General features: G+C 52.7%; 11 protein-coding genes. 2 read left to right on the top strand and 9 right to left on the bottom strand.

What is annotated here, in order from left to right; translation table 11 throughout:
- Position 1 precedes the first annotated feature (1 nt).
- Both EGY08_RS05995 and EGY08_RS05990 read right to left on the bottom strand, forming a co-directional pair.
- A complete protein-coding gene (locus tag EGY08_RS05995; RefSeq protein ID WP_123828319.1) occupies positions 2–2,290 on the bottom strand; it encodes a catecholate siderophore receptor Fiu in 2,289 nt (762 codons plus the stop codon).
- 290 nt (positions 2,291–2,580) lie between these two features.
- Entirely contained in the window at positions 2,581–3,195 is a 615-nt protein-coding gene (locus EGY08_RS05990) for a flavin reductase family protein (protein ID WP_004130736.1), read from the bottom strand.
- A 95-nt stretch (positions 3,196–3,290) separates the two neighbouring features.
- Between EGY08_RS05990 and rlmF the strand changes: the two genes are divergently transcribed.
- Positions 3,291–4,205, top strand: coding sequence for a 23S rRNA (adenine(1618)-N(6))-methyltransferase RlmF (gene rlmF / locus EGY08_RS05985; protein WP_123828318.1), 915 nt, complete (start codon positions 3,291–3,293; stop codon positions 4,203–4,205).
- Here rlmF and ybiO read toward each other — a convergent pair.
- The 7 genes from ybiO to rhtA all read right to left on the bottom strand — a co-directional run bounded on the left by ybiO (position 4,200) and on the right by rhtA (position 15,524).
- Positions 4,200–6,422, bottom strand: a complete 2,223-nt coding sequence (gene ybiO / locus EGY08_RS05980; RefSeq protein ID WP_004130741.1) for a mechanosensitive channel protein — start codon at positions 6,420–6,422, stop codon at positions 4,200–4,202. The genes rlmF and ybiO overlap by 6 nt on opposite strands.
- 103 nt (positions 6,423–6,525) lie before the next feature.
- Positions 6,526–10,869, bottom strand: coding sequence for an autotransporter outer membrane beta-barrel domain-containing protein (locus tag EGY08_RS05975; protein WP_123828317.1), 4,344 nt, complete (start codon positions 10,867–10,869; stop codon positions 6,526–6,528).
- Between the two features lie 416 nt (positions 10,870–11,285).
- Positions 11,286–12,008 (bottom strand): glutamine ABC transporter ATP-binding protein GlnQ, encoded by a 723-nt coding sequence (glnQ, locus tag EGY08_RS05970; protein WP_004130746.1) that lies wholly within the window; start codon positions 12,006–12,008, stop codon positions 11,286–11,288.
- A complete protein-coding gene (gene glnP / locus EGY08_RS05965; protein WP_004100490.1) occupies positions 12,005–12,664 on the bottom strand; it encodes a glutamine ABC transporter permease GlnP in 660 nt (219 codons plus the stop codon). Before glnP ends, glnQ begins: the two co-directional genes overlap by 4 nt.
- Positions 12,665–12,798: 134 nt before the next feature.
- On the bottom strand, positions 12,799–13,545 hold the full coding sequence (glnH, locus tag EGY08_RS05960) for a glutamine ABC transporter substrate-binding protein GlnH (RefSeq protein WP_004130748.1): 747 nt from the start codon (positions 13,543–13,545) through the stop codon (positions 12,799–12,801).
- 369 nt (positions 13,546–13,914) lie between these two features.
- Entirely contained in the window at positions 13,915–14,418 is a 504-nt protein-coding gene (dps, locus tag EGY08_RS05955; protein ID WP_004130751.1) for a DNA starvation/stationary phase protection protein Dps, read from the bottom strand.
- Positions 14,419–14,636: 218 nt separating this feature from the next.
- Entirely contained in the window at positions 14,637–15,524 is an 888-nt protein-coding gene (rhtA, locus tag EGY08_RS05950; RefSeq protein WP_087830032.1) for a threonine/homoserine exporter RhtA, read from the bottom strand.
- Positions 15,525–15,876: 352 nt separating this feature from the next.
- Here rhtA and ompX point away from each other — a divergent pair, with 352 nt between their 5' ends.
- Positions 15,877–16,389, top strand: a complete 513-nt coding sequence (gene ompX, locus EGY08_RS05945) for an outer membrane protein OmpX (protein ID WP_004130755.1) — start codon at positions 15,877–15,879, stop codon at positions 16,387–16,389.

Below are 16,389 nucleotides of genomic sequence, written 5' to 3'. Positions count from 1 at the left end.
ATCAGAAATGCATATTGGCGGTGAGCAGGAAGGTCCGCGGCTCGCCCGGGTGATAACGGTAGCCGCTCTTGTTAATCGAGGCGACGTAGTCGGTATCAAACAGGTTATAGACGTTCAGCTGCAGGTCGAAATTACGGTTAATGCGGTAACCGACTTTAGCATCGGCCACCCAGTAGCCTTCGGTATAGGAAGGCGTGCCGACCGCACCGTCGCTGCCGCGATGCATGCTGCCGACGTATCGTGCGCCGGCGCCGACGGCGATCGCATCGGTGGCCTGGTACTGGCTCCAGAGGGTAAACGCGTGCTCTGGCGTATACGGCAGCGCGCTGGTGCCATCCTGGGCGGTGTTCGCGCCTTCACGAACGCTGGCATGCTGTTGGGTATAGCCGCCAATTACCTGCCAGTCAGGGGTGATGTTACCGGCCAGCGAAATCTCATAGCCTTCAACGCGCTTCTTACCGTACTGCGAATAGCTGCCGTCATCGTTCTGCTCGACTTCGTTTTCAATATCGGTGCGAAAGAGGGCGGCGGTCAGCAGCAGGTGTTTATCCATCAGCTCCCACTTGGTGCCGAGCTCGCTGGTTTTGGCCTTCTGCGGTTTAAAGTCGGTTCGGTTGGCGCTGCTGCCGGTGCCGCTTTGCGCGAGGGTAAAGTTGCTGCCTCCCGGCGGCTGCTGGGAAACGGCGTAATTGACGTAGAGGTTGCCGTTATCGGTCAGGTGGTATAGCGCGCCGGCCTTCCAGTTCACCAGATTACCGCTGGTTGAGGTATCGACGGTGGTGACGGGAGTATTTTTCGCGACCCCGGCCGGGCAGGCGATGGCACCGCGTCCGGTACCGCCGCACAGGCTGGCGCTATCATATTTGGTCTGGTAATTGTCCAGACGGATCCCGCCGTTAAGTTCGAAGTCCTGGGAAATTTGCAGGGTATCGAAAGCATAGATGCCGAAGGTATCCGTTTGTCCGTTGGCGTTGGCGCCGCTGCGGTTCAGGCCGCCGATGGAGATGTCGCTGTTCGGATGGTAAATATTCACCGCCGGAGGCGTGAGCGGATATACCCCGTAGTTGGTCTGGGTTTCACGGGTGAACTCCACGCCGGTGCTGACGTCATGTCCGATAGCGCCGGTGTAGAACTTCGATGTCAGGTTAGTCTGGTTGGTCAGGATCTTGTTGCTGGTGTCTTTGGTATTCGCCAGGCGCGACCAGGTCCAGGTGCCCACATCGTTGGGGTTTGGCTGGGTAATGTTTGACGCTCCGCCCATCACCGCGGTCATCAGATAATCTTGCTTCACGCGAGACCAGCGGGTGGTATTGCGGATCGTCGTCGTGTCGCTCAGGTCGTGCTCGAAACGCATCGTCACAGTATCGGTCGTGGAATCATCGTAGTCGGAGTCGGTGCCGTAGAAGTTGCTGGTGGCGACCTTGCCGGAGTGATTCAGCGCCGAGGTGCCGGCGTTGGGAGCAGAATAGCCCGGCAGCCCGATGGTAGGGATGCCGCCGTCGGGGGTGTTGTGCTGGGTCACGTGCAGATAGTTAAGGTAAAGGCGGTTCTCGGTGCCGAGACCAAATGCCGCTGATGGCGCGACGCCGTAACGCTCGTTTTTCACCTTGTCCCGGCCCGCGTCGTGGGTTTTCTCGCCAATCAGATTCAGACGCACCGCACTGGTTTCGCCAATGGCCTGGTTAATATCCAGCGTGCCGCGTCGGAACCAGGCGCTGCCAGCGCTGGCGGAGGCGTCGATACCGGAATCGAGGCGCGGCTGTTTGCTGATCATATTGATCGAGCCGGTCGGCGCGCTGCGCCCATAGTCGGAGCCTGAAGGTCCCTTGATGACTTCGACCTGTTCGGTATTAAACGTATCGCGGCTGACGCTGCCAATATCGCGGATACCGTCGACGTAAATGCTGTTGGAGGTGTCCGCACCGCGCATGTAAATGGCGTCGCCGGTGGTCGAGTTGCCGTTTTCACCAGCAAAGAAAGCGCCGACGCCGGGAACGTTTTTCAGCGCGTCGGTGAGGTTAGTGACCCCCTGATCCTTCATCACCTGCTCTGAAACCACGGTAACCGTTCGCGTGGTGTCGGCGATCGGCCGAGAAAATTTTGGATCGGCGGAGCGGGTCGGCGCGTAAAGCGATGGCGTCTGCGCTTCGACCACCAGCGTTTCTCCACTATTATTTTCAGTGCTATCCGCTGCAAGTAGCTGGCCGGTCGGAGAAAGACTCAGACATAAGCCAGTGAAGAGAGTGAGCGAGTTAAAACTGCTGAACGGCAAATTGTTATTTTTTTCCATTTCAATAAGTGACTTATCGTTTTAATTAGGCCATAACGACCGCAGACGAAGCGTTGCTTCGCCCCGACCACTGCAGGTGTTTTTTACAAAAGCAATGATTTTGATAATGATTGTGATAATCATTATCAAAAACGAACGAATTTTTATCACTCATTTATAAAAAAATAAATACATTTATTTACATTGACTGCAATTTTTCTACATAAAGCGTACGGGGGAGCTTAAAGCGGGGAAACGGAAATCAGCAGCCCGGCATGGGCAACGGAGAGATTGCCGGCCGGGAAGTAGGCTTAGCGGGCGTCCGGACGAATAAGATCAAAACGCAGGCTTTCGTCGATGCCGTAATAGGCGCTTGGTCCTCCGGCGCGCAGGATCGGCTGGGCTTTGGCGGTCTGGTAAATTCCGTCATCCAACAGCGATTCATCGATGTGCACCGCCACCACTTCGCCCAGCACCAGCCAGGTGTCAACCGCTTGCCCTTCGGCGGTGTTTAACTGGATGCATTGCGAGAGACGACACTCGAAGTTTACCGGGCTTTCGGCGACCCGCGGCGCGCTGACGATGCGGCTGGGAGCGGCAGTCAGCCCGGCGCGGATGAATTCATCTTCGTTATGGGGGAGGGTGGCGGAGGTTTCGTTCATCGCGACCGCCAGAGGGCGGGTGGCCAGATTCCAGACGAACTCTTTTGTCTCAACAATATTCTGCACGCTATCTTTCCAGCCGCTGCTGGCAAAACCAATAATGGGCGGCCGATAGTTAAAGCAGTTGAAAAAACTGTAGGGGGCGAGGTTACGCTGGCCGCTGTTATCAACGGAAGCTATCCAGCCGATGGGCCGCGGCCCGATAATAGCGTTCAGCGGGTCGTGAGGCAGCCCGTGTCCGTGCGAAGGTTGGTAGAAGTACATACGACACCCGTGACAAAAAAAGAGATATCCAGACTCACTTATTTACCGCGCCGCCGTCAACGGGTATCTTACGCGGCTGTTCAAAGGAGATTGCCATGAAAGCCCAGAAACCGGGGTTACACCCGCGTAACCGTCACCAACAACGCTACGACCTGCCCGCGCTGTGCCAGGCCCACCCTGAGCTAAAGGGCTTTATCACCCTTAACCCGGTGGGTGAGCAGACCATCGACTTCGCCAATCCGCTGGCGGTGAAGGCGCTGAATAAAGCGCTGCTGGTGCACTTCTACGCGGTGAAACACTGGGATATACCAGATGGCTTTCTCTGCCCGCCAGTGCCGGGCAGGGCGGATTACATCCATCATCTCGCCGATCTGCTGGCGCTGGATAGCGGGACCATCCCGGCCAACGCCAGCATTCTCGATATTGGCGTTGGCGCAAACTGCATCTATCCGCTCATCGGCGTGCACGAGTACGGCTGGCGCTTCACCGGCAGCGAAGTGAACGCCGAGGCGTTCGCCAGCGCCCAGGCTATCGTCAACGGTAACCCAGGCCTCACTCGCCAGATCCGTCTGCGCCGTCAAAAAGACGCCAAAGCGATTCTGAGCGGCATTATTCATAAAAATGAGACCTACGACGCGACCCTGTGTAACCCGCCGTTCCATGATTCTGCCGCCAGCGCGCAGGCGGGCGGTGAGCGTAAACGTCGCAACCTGGGGCTGGGCGAGGAGAGCGTGCTGAACTTTGGCGGCCAGCAGCAGGAGCTGTGGTGCGAAGGGGGCGAGGTCGCTTTTATTACGCAGATGATTAAGGAAAGCCAGCAGTTTGGCCGTCAGGTGAAATGGTTTACCTCGCTGGTTTCTCGCGGCGACAATCTGCCGCCGCTCTACCGTGCGCTGACCGACGTCGGTGCGGTGAAAGTGGTGAAAAAAGAGATGGCCCAGGGGAATAAGCAGAGCCGCTTTATCGCCTGGACCTTTATGGACGAAGCCAAACGCCGTCGGCCTTTATAACGTCGGCTCGGTGGGAGCCGGCGGTCCCACCGGCGCTGGCATCGGCAGGACCTGGTAGGTTTGTACCGGTGCCCGCACGCCCGCGAGGTCAAAGTGTCGTTTTACCTGAGTATCAAGGGCGAAACGGACCGTCCACTGCTTCAGCGGCAGAGTAGTAAAGGTAACGCGAAGGGTGAAAGCGGTGTTGCTTAAGCCCACCAGCCCGGCGAAAGAGGGCTCGCCAATGATCAGCCCGCGGATTTCTTCCTGCGCCATCACTTCCGCGACCGCGTCTTTCAGCGCCTGGTTGGCCTTATCCAGATCTTCTTGCCGGTCAACATCATAGTTGGCCACCACCGAGCCGATACCGCGCACGAAGTTGGCGAAGGTGGTTATCGAAGACCATGGAATAATATGATAGGCGCCGGTATCCTGGCGTACGCCGACGGAACGAATCGACATGCGCTCCACCGTTCCGGTTAACGGCCCAATCGTCACGAGGTCGCCGGTGTTCATGCCGTTCTCAAACTGGATAAAAATCCCGGTAATAATGTCTTTGACCAGGGTTTGCGCGCCGAACGAAATCGCCAGGCCCAGCGCGCCTGCGCCGGCCAGCAGCGGGGCGATATTCACGCCCACTTCCGAAAGCAGGATCATGATAGTAATGGTGCTAATGACCACCGCCAGCGCGTTGCGAAACAGCGTCAACAGCGTTCGGGCGCGGGCGCTGGGCAGCGGGCGGCCGTGAATATCCGATGCCAGCCGGTTCTCAATCAGGCTGGCGAGCAGCGTCCAGCCAATCGCCGAGAAGAAGAGGATCAGCGCGATACGAATCAGCACATCCACCGCTTTTTGCCCGCTGCCGTTATGCATCCACTGCCAAAAATCGAACAGGCCCCACGCGCTGAGCAGCAGCATAATCGCCACGCAGACCGTTAATATCCGTGCAGCTTTCAGCGAGGCGGAGATCCAGCCGTTAAGCCGTTTTTGCAGTTCAGGATAGTTGCGCTGAGTTTCCGGCGACAGGGTGATGGTTTTCGCAATCCAGCGCGACAGAATACCGGAGACCAGCGCGGCGGCGCCGATGATGGCCAGGCTGCGCAGCGTCGCGCCCATCATAAATTTCAGGCTGTTGCCGGGGTCGAACAGCGAGAAGAAAAATAGCACGATAAAATAGGCGCAGGCCAGCCAGTGCCAGATCAGCGCAAAGGCGCGGATAAACAGGCTAAAGAAGGCCAGCGAGCGGTCGGCGAGATGGATGAGTCCCTGGGTAATCAATTTCTTATTGTGAAATATCAGATACAGCGCCCAGAGCGTAATGCACAGCATAATCATCACGTTGGCCAGCGCGCCAAACTGTACGTTGACCTGGTTGGAGATAATTGGCACCGCGACGATGAGCCCGTAGCCAATCAGGCTGCTCAGCGCGCTGAGGCGCAGGTTCCAGTATTTCGCCGCTTCATCGCTGAGGTTGAATGGCCGTAGCTCCGGGATGCGCGGGCAGAAAATAAGCCGCAGAATGGCCTTGAAAAATTCAATCAGCGCGAAGGCGTTGAGAAACAGGCTTTGCTGGAAGGCGATAGTGGGATTATTACCGTTCAGGCGATCGCTTAAAAGCTGGCCCACGAAGAGGGTGAGCGCCAGCAGAAGCAGGTCGAAAATAAACGCGCCGGCGATGGTTGCAGGTAGCTGAAGCCAGTTGCTGCGGTCGCGGTTTTTATGCCGTCCCCAGTGACCCATCTTGCGATATAACGGCAGGGCCGCCAGGCGTACCAGCCACCAGAACGCAAAGACCAGGCCCGCCAGCAGCAGGAAATGCCAGGCGGCGCTGGTGAAGGTTTGAGAATTAAACGCTTTGTGCGGAGAACCGGTGATGTTGCGCCACAGCTGGGAAAAACGTGACGAGAGCTGTTCACCGTATTCGCGGCTGATCTGGGTGACGTTCTCCAGTACCGTGGTCTCGTCTTTTATTTCCGGCGGCGTCAGCTTCGGTGTGCTGTCCGGCGGCGGCGTGGCGGCGGCTTTCCGCAGCTGATCGATAAGCTCTTGACGGGCATCGGCGTTTTCAAGCACGTCGGCCAGCGCGCCGTAGGCCGCTTTCTTCTGCGCCAGATCGGGTTCACTACTGCTGGACTGGTCCGCTGTGCTTGCCGGAACGCCGGGCAGCGTCGCGGCCCAGAGCGGAGCAGTGAAGAGTAGGGCAAGCAGTAACAAAATCCGCGACACAGGCACCTCCATTGCATCTCAAACCAATAAGTATAGAAGGTGAGATCCGCTGAGCGAGGTTGGGATGATTCTGGAAAGCGGCCCTCCCGCGAAGGGAGAGCCGGGGGGATATGTTTTACCAGCTGTATCGGACGTTGAGGCTGCCGTTAAGGTCATCGTAATGATTGCTGCCTTTCTGACCCGTCACCATTCCTGTTACGCTCCACTGATTATTGAGATTCACCTCAATTCCCGCTTTGAGTTCGGCGCGATTTGCCGGTAAATCCATCTGAACGTCAGTATGATTAAATGCAACGGAGATATCATCGTTGGTATGCAACCAGTTGACTTCCGCAAAGGGTTGAATGACAGAGGTGCGATTTTTATATAGCTTGCCATCCACGCGTAGACCGAGGCGGGAGGCCCAGCTACTGCTGCTTTGCCCATCAATACGCGTTCTTCCCTTGTCGACAACGGTATCAGCAGAATAATTCTGCCAGATGATTTGCGCCTGTGGCGTCAGGCTCATCTGATGCCCTCCTTTCAGGGGAACGTCGTATCGATATCCCGCTTCCAGCGAGGCCGTATGAGTGTGGGAATCATAGTCCGTTGAGCTGATACCCCCGTTTTTCACTGTGTTACTATACATCCCGTACTGGTACCAGCTGTCAATGTATAGCCCTCGGTGCGTTTGGGAATCGGCAAACCAGGTCGAGTAAATGCCTACGTTGTACCCGGAAACGTTGCCGCTGGCTGACAGTTGACTGCCATCCATACCTCGATTACCGGTACTGTCAGTGTCGGCATTGATATAGCTGCCCATAATGCCTGTGACCAGGCTTTGTTCACCGTTATCCCAGGCGAGTATGTCCCCGCCTATCTGGATTTGAGAGTAGTTGTTGTTAATATCAACGTTGCCGCTAACGGCCCGGGAATCGGCACGTCCAGCTTTAAACCGCATCCACATATTGCCATTAGCGGTTCGAAGCTGACTGCCTTCGCGATCGTAAAGCGTTTGCATTTGCAAGTTGCGTACCATCCACTGATTACCAAGATATGCCCCTATATCAGCGCGATATTGATGCGAACCTGATGGGGGGGTATCGCCATGGTTACCCTCATCAGGCTTAACCGGGTCGACGTTGCCGTCATTGCCGTCATCAGGCTTAACCGGGTCGACGTTGCCGTTATTGCCGTCATCAGGCTTAACCGGGTCGACGTTGCCGTTGTTGCCGTCATCAGGCTTAACCGGGTCGACGTTGCCGTTGTTGCCGTCATCAGGCTTAACCGGGTCGACGTTGCCGCTGTTGCCGTCATCAGGTTTAGGATCTACAGGTGCGTTTGATTGCGAGCGTAGATACCAGTCTCCGGTATCCTTGTACAAACGGTATTCATACAAGCCAATTTGGACCTGATTTCCCTGGGTGAAGACACCGTTTGAATTTCCTGAAATGTCAATTAATTCAATACCTTTATTCGTCAATTCACCCTTGCCATCCACGTTAGTGATATAGACGGTAGAATTACCGTTTGAATCACCGGAGATCGTCAGTTTATCGGTTAACGAGTTATCGCCACCTAACCGGGTATTGAAAAAGAGGTTGCCGTTATTGCCGGTATAGTCGCCATTGATGGTCAGGTTGTTGCCAACCTCTCCGCTTTTGCTCATGGCAAGATTGCCGCTATTAAAGACGTTACCATTAACAATGCCGCTACCGCCGAAACGAGCTGCTGATGCGATGTTAATTTTTTGCTTACTTCCAGCGGAGCCAATTATTCCGCTGTTTTCCAGCCATAAGGTGCCCTCTTTAACGTGAGTATCACCGCTGTAGGTATTGGCCGCGGAGAGAATCAACGTACCGTCGCCCAGTTTAGTCAGTGATTTCCCATCCCAGCCGCTGCTATTGGTTGAGGCTAGCGTATTTGTGACATCATCGAGATGATTATTTACTGTAAATTCGCCGTTCGCTGCACTTAGCGTAAAGGTTCCGTGCGCATCGGTTGCGGCATTGTGTTTATCTGCATACCAGGAAAGTGCAGTGACTAACTCATATTGCGCTTTATTGTCAGGATTAATTCGTCCATCTATGGTTAAAAAGTCGGTTTCTTTCGCATCTATTCCGGCAACAGTGAAATTATTGAAGTCTCCGTTGATTTCATTTTCTGCGCTAATAAGCGTAAAGGTGTACGGCGTGGTTATTAAAGAATTATTAATATTACCGATGCCACTAATATTCAACGCCCCATTAAGGCTGCTGTAGCTTGTGACAATAACCGGTTCACCAACGCCGTGATCCAATTGTATGTTGAGTACGCTGCTGTCGGTGAGCATTAATTTCTCGGCATAAAGAGAACCAGAAGCGGTATTGAGATTAATGACACCAGCGTTAGTAAGATTACCGATCGCGGAATCGCCGTGAACATTCCAGAGGCTGGTTTTGTCCAGGTCGACCGTGACATTGCTGTTTCCGGCCTGAATGGCACCGCTCAGGGTACTGTCATTTTTGGCGCGGAATATAACGTTATTCCAGTTGTTATCATTAACCGTCAGCAGATTTGCAGCACTGACGTTTTGCAGATTATCAACGGTAATATCTGCGGCACCTGCATTGACATAAAATGCACTCCCGTCCTTTGCTGTGGCGGTAACGCTGCCGCCGGTGATATTTAGCGAATTGACCTCATCGTCGTAATAAGCATATGACGAATCCAGATAATAGGCCGCGCTATCGCCAGTTATCTGGCTATTCGTTAATGATGCCGATGCCGAATTCCAGCTTTTGTCCAGTAATACACCAGATGCTCTATTACTGAACACATTTAGATCATCACCCGTAAGTGTTCCTTTGTCACTGATTCTGAGTCCATGGGCATATTTTCCCTGAGTTTCTATCGATATCTGTTTTAATTCAACATCTGAATGGTAAACATCGATTCCGTTAGCATTATTTCCAATGGTTTTAATGCTTCCGCCCGTTACCGTAATATGACTGCCTTCCCGGGAGTATATTCCGGCAGCAATAGAACCTGAGGTCAATATATCGACATCATTAAGTAATATTTTGGCAAAATATGCATAGGTTGCATGAGCCTCGTTACCTGAGGTTTCCAGATGAGAATTATTTATGGTGGTTTGGCTTGTATTGTCAGCTTCTAATCCATAAGCAAATTCACCGTGAGTCAGTACGTCAATATTATCCAGATAAACATTCGCATTATCCAACGCAATTCCATAGCCATGATCGCCAGACGTGGTCACTTTACTGTTTACTAAGTGAATATCACCACTGTTGGTAAACAGTCCCAAAGCGTTATCACCTTTAGTTGATATATTGACATTGCTGAGTTGCAAAAGAATATTGCTGCTGTTTCTGACTCCATCAGAGTAGTTTCCGCTAGTCTGTATGCTGCTATCACTCATGACGATATTTCCACGTGAGAATAATCCATAAGACCACTCACCCGAGGTAGATATTGTGACGCTGTTCAGGTCGATTGGGCTATCCACATCCCCAGAATAGATACCATTAGCATAATCACCTGTGGTTGTAATACTGCCACCTATAGTATTGATAGAGCCATTGAAGCTTGCTGACAAGCCGTCAGAATTGTTACCCGAGGTTAAAATCGTCACGTCTTTCAGCGTAACTACACTGTTGTTATAGGATGTTAGTCCATGTGAATATATTCCTGCAGTGGCTACGCTACCGCCTGTCATTGTAACATGAGCGCCATTGTTGGCTGATAGCGCAGTACTCCAGTCACCTGCCGATGAAACAGATACGTTATCGAGGTCAATGATGCTTTCTGATGAAGATGCAAGGACGCTGGTTGCTGAATATCCTTCAGTGATGATACTGCCGTCCGTCAGCGCAATTTTTCCACCATCATAGGCAATCAGACCGCCAGCCCGGTCCCCTGCTGTCGTAATCGTGACATCATTGAGGGTGGCTATGCTGTTAACATCAGAAGTAGATACTGCAAACGAATTTTCACCTTGGGTAGCGATTGAACCGCCGTTGAGGGATATCTGGGCTCCTGAAACCGCGGTCACCGCCGATGAGCTATTGCCCGCGGTGAGTATTGACCAACCCTGATTATCAAGCGTTAGGCTACTATTGGCTCCGTCAATGTATATGCCATTAGTTTGCGAACCTGAGGTCCTGATCGTGACGACACCCTCGTCACTGATAACAATTTCCTCATTACCCCAACCCCATGCTGAGATTGCAGTTGCTCCTCTGCTATTGGGGTCGTGGTTGCTGGAAAGATAGGTTCCGCTTAATTTATATTCACCAGAATTATAAGTTGTAAAAGTGCGGTCTTCTGCCAGGGCGACGCCAGACACGCATAAAAATGATGCCGCCAGAACGTTGATTCGGGTATGGCTGAGAAGGCGTCCATTACTGCTGGCAAATTCCGGCGCGACGACAAACATATTACGTGTAGCGCTCCAGACGATATTAAAGCTTCGGTTCATAGTTCATCATTCCCTAATAAACGGTGCGGCTAAGAAAAGCTGTTTAGCTATAGAAGCATGATATTTTTACTTTTTATTGTGAAATGATTTTGTTTTTGATGCTCATCACAAAAAGAATATGAATGCTTTTGCGTCATGCTGAACTGAAGAGGGGGGAGTCGGTGGAGAATGCAGGAGCGAAAAGTTTATAAAGTGATAATTATTGGCGAAGAGCACACTTCATATATCCACGGTGTAGATAATAGCTATTCAATGACTCTTGATGTGGATGAGTTTAATAACTCCCGGTTATTATATTTAATAAGAATAATATCAGTTGATCCCTTGCACGTTTGTCTTTCTTAACAGGAGAGGAGACTTTCTCAACGCAGTGATTCTGGAAAGCGGCTCTCCCGCGAAGGGAGAGCCGGGGGGCATCAGGCTACGTGCTGCAAAAACTCGCGCAGGCGCGGGCTGGGCGGGTTATTCACCAGCATCTGCGGATCGCCATCTTCCGCAATGCGCCCTTTATCGATAAAAATCAGGCGCGACGCCACTTTTTCGGCGAAGCCGATTTCGTGGGTAACGATAACCATGGTCATGCCTTCTTCGGCCAGATCCTGCATCACTTTCAGCACTTCATGACGCAGTTCAGGGTCAAGCGCGGAAGTTGGCTCATCAAACAGCATCATTTTGGGTTTAACCGCCAGCGCCCGGGCAATGGCCACGCGCTGCTGCTGTCCGCCTGAAAGCTCAGAAGGGTAGTGGTGCGCACGTTCCGCGAGGCCCACTTTCGCCAGCAGGTCTTTCGCCAGTTTTTCCGCCGCCGCTTTATTGGCGCCGCGAACGCGCAGCGGGCCGAACATCACGTTTTCCAGCGCCGTCAGGTGCGGGAACAGATAAAACTGCTGGAACACCATACCGGCTTCCTGGCGAATCAGCCGCTCGTCAACCTTCGGGTCGTTGACCTTCAGACCGTCGACGATCAGATCGCCGCTGGTAATCTCTTCAAGTTTGTTAATACAGCGCAGCAGGGTCGATTTACCGGAGCCGGACGGCCCGATAATCACCACGACTTCGCCCTGGTTGATCTTCAGATCGATATCATGCAGCACCTTGGTTGGACCAAAGTGCTTGGAAACGTTTTTAAATTCAATCACAGGATTTTCATCCTTCTTTCAAGACGACGCAGAACAAAGCTCAGCACCAGGGTGATGATCAGATAGATAACCGCAACGGCGCTCCAGATCTCCAGCGCGCGGAAGTTACCGGCAATAATTTCCTGGCCCTGGCGGGTCAGTTCGGCCACGCCGATGACGATAAACAGCGAAGTATCTTTGATGCTGATAATCCACTGGTTGCCCAACGGCGGCAGCATACGGCGCAGCGCCAGCGGCAGGATCACGTAGCGAATGGTTTCCCGACGAGAGAGGCCCAGCGCGAGGCCGGCTTCGCGAAAGCCTTTATGGATCGACAGCACCGCGCCGCGGGTGATTTCCGCAATATAGGCGCCGGAGTTAATCATAATGGTGACCACCGCCGCGGAGAACGGGTCGATACGCAAATCGCTAAACGCCATGGGTAGAGCGAAGTAGATGAACATCACCTGCACCACAATCGGGGTGCCGCGGATGATTTCGATAAAGACCAGCGCGATGTGGTTGGCAATCCAGCCGCCGAAACAGCGGGCAAAACCGGCCACCAGACCGATTATCAGACCGCCGACCAGGCCGAGGACCGAAATCCACAGCGTCATTTTGGCGCCTTCCAGCAAAATAGGAATGGCGGGCCAGATGGCACTCCAGTCAAACTGCATAATGTGTTCCTGTTACCGTCTCGAAAACAGAGGAATACCCTCTGAGAAAACTATTCAGGCCTGCTGAGGGGGTAGCCCGGAGTGCTCCAGGTCTACCAGACCACAGCTGGCCTGGAAGAGATAATCGCTAATTATTATTTGGGTTCAGTACCGAACCATTTTTTATAAATTTCGTTGTAGGTGCCGTTCTCACGCAGCGTTTTCAGTGCGCCGTTCACTTTTTCACGTAGCTCATCGCTGCCTTTCGGGAAAGCGATACCGTAGTTTTGCGCTTCCAGCGATTCGCCTACCGCTTTGAACTTGCCGTTGCCCGCAGTTTTGATGAAGTAAAGGATGTTTGGCGTATCGTGGAGGACCGCATCGGCACGACCGGTGCCCAGTTCCATATAGGCGTTATCGATGTTCGGGAACTGGCGCAGATCTTTAGTTTTGATATTCGCTTTTGCGTAATCGACGGAACCGGTGCCGCCTTTCACAGCAACCACTTTACCGTTCAGATCCTTGACATCCTTAATATCATTGTTATTGGCGTTGACCATGACCAGTAGGCCACTTTTGTAGTAGCCGTCTGAGAAGTCGATGGCTTTTTTACGCTCGTCGGTAATGGTGATTCCCGCCAACGCGAGATCGATGTTTTTGGTTTGCAGCGCCGGAATAATGCCGCTGAAGTCCATTGGCTTCAGGGTGTAATCGAGCTTAAGCTCTTTTGCAATCGCTGCCCACAGGTCAACGTCGAAACCAACATACTTATCGCCCTGCTTAAATTCGAACGGAACAAACGCCGTATCGGTCGCGACAACCAGTGTTTTATCAGCGGCGTGAGAAGAAACCGCAAAAGCCAGGGTCAGTGCAGCCAGTGAAACTTTAAATACAGACTTCATAGCATTTCCTTTTTTATCCACGGGACGATCCCCTGCGAGAACAAGTTGCCTTATGAAAATATCATGCCAGTTTTACAACCTGTTGTTTTATAACAACCAGGATGAATCCTGTTGCACAATTTTGATAACGGACAACATTAAATGCACCAATATGGGGCGTTACTTTGGTGCATCATAAGAGCATCGCATAACACGAGCATTTTTAGCGCAAACCCTGATGTTAAAACAATCTCGGCGTAACGATTGTGTGAGGTGATTATTACAATTGATTTACTTTTGCACGTATTTTGAACATTCTCATGCACTGAGGTGGTGCGTGGCGGGGGGGGGGGTAAAAAAAGCCGCCAGCGTGGCTGACGGCAATTGGCGTTACTCGATATTGGCTTCGATGAACCACAGGAATTTATCCAGGTCGCGGGAGGCGGCGGTGAAGATATCAGCGGTGTCTTCATCTTTCGCTTCGTCGATGGCTTTACGCACATCGTTGGCGACGATGGCATAGCGGTCGGCCAGCTCTTTCAGATGGTCCTGGACGCTATGGATATCCAGCGGGTAGCTTTTCAGCGGGCTTTTGCTATTGATGACCTGAGTGGTACCCAGCGCTACGCCACCAAGCTGTACGGCACGTTCTGCCATCGTATCAAGGTGGTCGACGAGCGCAGTGCGGAAGCCGTCCAGCATCTCATGAACGGCAATAAAGTTTGCACCGCGCATATTCCAGTGAGCCTGTTTGGTAATCAAAGACAGGTCAATGAACTGGATCACCTGGCGATTCAGCAGCTCAACGGTCGCTTTCTTCGCGCTATCAGCGACGTCGTTACGGGTATAGAGCAGATTCGTTGCTTTAGTTTTAACCAGTTTTGCGGTACTCATAGTGTCATATCCTCTTGATATTTGTACTCGTCATACTTCAGATTCGAATTATTCGGAGCGTCTCATCCCAATAACTTGCGGAATTAAGTATAGCAACGGATTTGAGCTTTGCAGCGGCGGTAGTCTCTATCGGTCTGATAGCGCAGGGCTGTTAGTCAGAAAAAATAGTTTATAAATTAAGGAGATGATTAATTTTCTCGTCAATCAGCTCCTTTCCGCTAGCTGATGTCGACCTTCTGTATCTTCGTTTCCCGACGCATTGTCAGCGTGGATCCCATCGAGGCAAGAATAATCGCCCCCAGCGCCAGCGTTTGGGTCGCGGTTAGCGTTTCGCCAAGAAACACCATTCCGGAAAGTGCGGCGAGAGCCGGCTCCATGCTCATCAGGGTGCCAAAGGTCTTGCTGGGCATGCGGGTCAAGGCAACCATTTCCAGAGAGTAGGGTAGCGCGGTTGATAAAATGGCGATCCCTAGCCCCGGTAGCAGCAGTCCCCACTGAAATAGCGTATCGCTGGCCTGAATCATCCCCATCGGCACAAAGACCACCGCGGCGATTAGCGACCCCATGGCAACCGTTGCCGGGCCATGCTCTTCTCCGGCGCGCTGGCCGGTCAGAATGTAAACCGCCCAGCAGGCGCCCGCGCCGAGCGCCAGCAGCGCGCCAACGGGATCGATCTGCGCCACGCTTTGTCCCAGCGGCAGCAGGAACCATAGCCCGAGCACCGCCAGCGCCACCCAGACGAAGTCGAGGGGACGGCGGGATCCAAACAGCGCTACCGCCAGCGGCCCGGTAAACTCCAGCGCGACGGCGACGCCGAGCGGAATGCGTTGAATCGATAAATAGAACAGGTAGTTCATCGCGCCAAGCGACAGGCCGTAGAAGAGCAGCGGCAGACGCTGCTCAGGGGCAAAGCGCAGGCGCCAGGGTTTGAAGATGACCACCAGGATTAAGGTACCGAGCGCCAGGCGCAGGGCGGTAACGCCTGGGGCGCCGACTAGCGGGAAGAGAGATTTGGCCAGCGAGGCGCCGCTCTGGATGGAAATCATGGCGATTAAAATAACCAGTATCGGCAACCATGCCGGTACCTTACGAGACGAGCCGGGCATCCTTTCTCCTGTCAATTTTGTCAAATGCGGTAAAGGTTCCAGTGTAATTGAATTACCCCGCCCCGGTTGAGCTAATGTTGAAAAAAAGGGTCTTAAAAGCAGTACAATAGGGCAGGGTGCGAAGATAATTTCACCAGCAGATTAGGAATAATCTGGATACACGTCTGGCGATTTATGAGCCTTAATAGGAGTATATTTGTAAAAAAGGTTTGTTTTCCAGTTTGTTATAGAAACGTAGAAACCTTTGGTTACATGAAAAAGTACGTTAGACAATGTAAAGTGAAAAGAGTTTCCCAAAAGTTTTTGTTATATTTAAAGCTTAGGACTTATTAGAAACACATTTGAGGTGGTTATGAATAAAATTGCACGTTTTTCAGCACTGGCCGTTGTTCTGGCTGCATCCGTAGGTACCACTGCTTTCGCTGCGACTTCTACCGTTACCGGTGGCTACGCGCAGAGCGACATGCAGGGTGAAGCGAACAAAGCAGGCGGTTTCAACCTTAAGTACCGCTACGAGCAAGACAACAACCCGCTGGGTGTTATCGGTTCTTTCACCTACACCGAAAAAGATCGTTCTGAATCTGGCGTTTACAAAAAAGGCCAGTACTACGGTATCACCGCAGGTCCGGCTTACCGTCTGAACGACTGGGCTAGCATCTACGGCGTAGTAGGTGTTGGTTACGGTAAATTCCAGGACAACAGCTACCCGAACAAATCTGACATGAGCGACTACGGTTTCTCTTACGGTGCTGGTCTGCAGTTCAACCCGATCGAAAACGTTGCCCTGGACTTCTCCTACGAGCAGTCTCGCATTCGTAACGTTGACGTTGGCACCTGGATTGCTGGCGTAGGTTACCGCTTCTAA

Origin of the sequence: Klebsiella sp. FDAARGOS_511 (assembly GCF_003812845.1) — a bacterium.
GTDB classification, from domain to species: Bacteria; Pseudomonadota; Gammaproteobacteria; order Enterobacterales; family Enterobacteriaceae; genus Klebsiella; species Klebsiella grimontii.
Note: the sequence above shows the minus strand (reverse complement) of the source record. Positions and strands in the feature narration are given on the sequence as shown.

What these genes read in the sequence shown, in the direction of transcription:
- EGY08_RS05995 (WP_123828319.1), bottom strand. Translation starts at nt 2,290, where the DNA reads ATGGAAAAAAATAACAATTTGCCGTTCAGCAGTTTTAACTCGCTCACT.
- EGY08_RS05990 (WP_004130736.1), bottom strand. Translation starts at nt 3,195, where the DNA reads ATGTACTTCTACCAACCTTCGCACGGACACGGGCTGCCTCACGACCCG.
- rlmF (WP_123828318.1), top strand. Translation starts at nt 3,291, where the DNA reads ATGAAAGCCCAGAAACCGGGGTTACACCCGCGTAACCGTCACCAACAA.
- ybiO (WP_004130741.1), bottom strand. Translation starts at nt 6,422, where the DNA reads ATGGAGGTGCCTGTGTCGCGGATTTTGTTACTGCTTGCCCTACTCTTC.
- EGY08_RS05975 (WP_123828317.1), bottom strand. Translation starts at nt 10,869, where the DNA reads ATGAACCGAAGCTTTAATATCGTCTGGAGCGCTACACGTAATATGTTT.
- glnP (WP_004100490.1), bottom strand. Translation starts at nt 12,664, where the DNA reads ATGCAGTTTGACTGGAGTGCCATCTGGCCCGCCATTCCTATTTTGCTG.
- glnH (WP_004130748.1), bottom strand. Translation starts at nt 13,545, where the DNA reads ATGAAGTCTGTATTTAAAGTTTCACTGGCTGCACTGACCCTGGCTTTT.
- dps (WP_004130751.1), bottom strand. Translation starts at nt 14,418, where the DNA reads ATGAGTACCGCAAAACTGGTTAAAACTAAAGCAACGAATCTGCTCTAT.
- rhtA (WP_087830032.1), bottom strand. Translation starts at nt 15,524, where the DNA reads ATGCCCGGCTCGTCTCGTAAGGTACCGGCATGGTTGCCGATACTGGTT.
- ompX (WP_004130755.1), top strand. Translation starts at nt 15,877, where the DNA reads ATGAATAAAATTGCACGTTTTTCAGCACTGGCCGTTGTTCTGGCTGCA.